Origin of the sequence: Streptomyces sp. NPDC007162, from assembly GCF_040634175.1 — a bacterium.
In the GTDB taxonomy this organism is placed as follows: Bacteria; Actinomycetota; Actinomycetes; order Streptomycetales; family Streptomycetaceae; genus Streptomyces.
This window is the reverse complement of sequence record NZ_JBEYFC010000873.1, coordinates 1-2,299: the sequence shown is the minus strand read 5'-3', so window position 1 is coordinate 2,299 and position 2,299 is coordinate 1. Positions and strand designations below refer to the sequence as shown.

The window sequence follows — 2,299 nt, the reverse complement described above, 5'->3', positions numbered from 1 at the left end:
CGTTGGTGCGCTTGGCCATCATACGAGAAGGTGACACCGCAGTTGAGCGGTGAGCGGTGCTGGTGCAGCGCGCGGCCGGTCAGGGCATCGAAGACCTTCCCCAACTGGCCGCCGGCGACTACAACCGGGCCCGCCGGAGTCAGGAAGTTGCACAGGCTGCCGGTGCTTGCCAGGAGAACTCCGTCGCGCCACACCAGGCCGGCGTCCCCGACCGACAGGACGCCTTCTTCGTGGGCGCAGGCCGCGTTGACGCCGTAGGTTGGCGCGACCAGTTGCTCGCCCCACAGCCGCTGCTTGTAGTCATAGGTCTGGTAAGTGGCACCGAAAGTGGCCAGCACCAGCGTCGTGCCGCCGGCGAAGGCGCACGAACGCGGCCAGACATCGTCAGGCAGGCTGGTCTGGTCGACCAACTCGGGCAGGTCGCCGGAGACGTCCCAGAGGCACATCGTGCGGTCGTAGCTGAGGCTGACCAGGAGGTTTCGCTCCCCGTCCAGGACCAGACGCTTGACGCCTGCCTCATGGGCGGGGATGGTTTCCCTGCCGTCGGGCCTCAGGACGATCAATTGTCCCTCGTCGTTGCCGGCGAAGACGCTGCCGTCGGTGTGGATCGCCACGGTGTCGGTCTCGATGCCGCCGAGGTCGACGTCGTCGATCAGTCCGCCAGTCTGGAGGGACCAGCGCTTGACGGTGCCGTCATCGCTGGAGGTGATCAGCTCGTCGGCGGTGCGCGCCCACTCCACCGAGATGACGTCGGCGGAGTGGCCGGAAAAACGGTGCATCAGGCGGCCGCCGAAGTCGTAGACGCGCACCCGGTGGTCACGCGAGGCGGTGGCGACCAGCTCCTTGGTGGGGTGGAAGACCGACATCTCGACGTCGTCCTCCTGGTCGTTGAACACGGCCAGCAGACGCAAGTCGGGTACGGACCACAAACGGGCGGTGTAGTCGCTGGAGGAGGTGATTAACCGCGTGCCGTCCGGGCTGAAGGCGCACTGGTTCGCGAGATGGTCGTGCAGCACACGGCCGAGCGAGGCGCGTGAGGTCTGGTCCCACAGGATGACCTGGTTGTCGTATCCCACAGTGGCCACAAAGCGGTCACCGGATGCAGCTATTCCACTGATCGGACCGTGGTGCTGAATCATTTTCCGACCCCCTCAAATTAATCGACCACGAGTTCGTGGTCTGCGATTTCGTGGCCTGCGAGGCGCATCTTCGCCTCCAGATAACGATGGTTTGCCCGCGTGGCGAAGACGCCCGTCGGCTGCCTTTCCCGGATGTCGATCCCGTACGAACGCAGCTGCCGTTCCTTGTCGGGGTTGTTCGACAACAGCCGGATCGCCGGAACGCCCAGAGCGGTGAGCATCTCGGCCGCCACCCGGTAATCACGCATGTCATCGGGGAAGTGCAGAGCGCGATTTGCCTCGAAGGTGTCGTGCCCGAGATCCTGCAGGCCGTAACTCTCGAGCTTGTTGTAGAGGCCGATACCGCGACCCTCTTGGCGCAGATAGAGGAGAATGCCGCCTTCACGGGTCAGCCGCTGGACCGACTCGCGCAGTTGCGGCCCGCAGTCGCAGCGTGCGGAACCCAGTACATCCCCGGTCAGGCACTCGGAGTGCACGCGGACCAGGGGCTCCGGACCGGCCGGCGGACTGTCGAACAGCACGGCGACGTGCTCGTGTTCGTCCGAGAGGTTCTGAAAGCTGACGATGGTCACACCCTCGTGCACATTCCCGTCGAGGAGTAACGGAACGCGGACGCGGGTACGCGCGCGAGTCTCGGTAGCAACACCGTCGGGTTGAACGTGTGCATCGGACCTGGTACTGGAATTGAGCGTCACGACTTAACCCCCACGATCAATTGGATTGAAGATCGCCGTTCACGGGAAAGTGCACCGCCAGAAACTTGACAGAAAGGGGCCCCGTTCGCCAAGGGAGAAAGGTGCACGATATCGCGGAAAACGCCGGAAGGCATGTATCACGGATCGGAGTCGCGTCCGACCCTGCTCTCGCTTCCGCAATCGCTTACTGCCGCCGATGAGCCTAACAGGGGACGTATACAGTCCGCAAGATCCCAACACTGCTTACTGATCGTTGTCGCGGGAGTCGGCAAGGCTCCGGATACCGGCATGCGTTGGGGGTATCAGGTGCGGTCATACCTCGGGGATCGCGTCTCCAAACAGTCCGACACCTGAAACGCAGCAATCGGCTAGATCTACGTCCCCTGGATCAACTGGCTGCTGATGGTCTCGGTCCTCACCCTGGTCTTCGCCTTCCGCAGCTCCGCGGCGCTGGCCTTCGCGTTC

3 protein-coding genes are annotated in these 2,299 nt (G+C 63.9%); 1 reads left to right on the top strand and 2 read right to left on the bottom strand.

What is annotated here, in order from left to right; all coding sequences use genetic code 11:
- The coding region (locus ABZ646_RS45210) for a WD40 repeat domain-containing protein (protein WP_360533222.1) at nucleotides 1-1,139 on the bottom strand (1,139 nt) is incomplete at its 3' end.
- A 17-nt stretch (nucleotides 1,140-1,156) separates the two neighbouring features.
- Entirely contained in the window at nucleotides 1,157-1,711 is a 555-nt protein-coding gene (ribA, locus tag ABZ646_RS45205) for a GTP cyclohydrolase II (protein ID WP_360533219.1), read from the bottom strand.
- Nucleotides 1,712-2,206: 495 nt separating this feature from the next.
- Here ribA and ABZ646_RS45200 point away from each other — a divergent pair.
- Nucleotides 2,207-2,299, top strand: a 93-nt coding sequence (locus tag ABZ646_RS45200) for a KUP/HAK/KT family potassium transporter (protein WP_360533225.1), incomplete at its 3' end; no start/stop codon positions are given.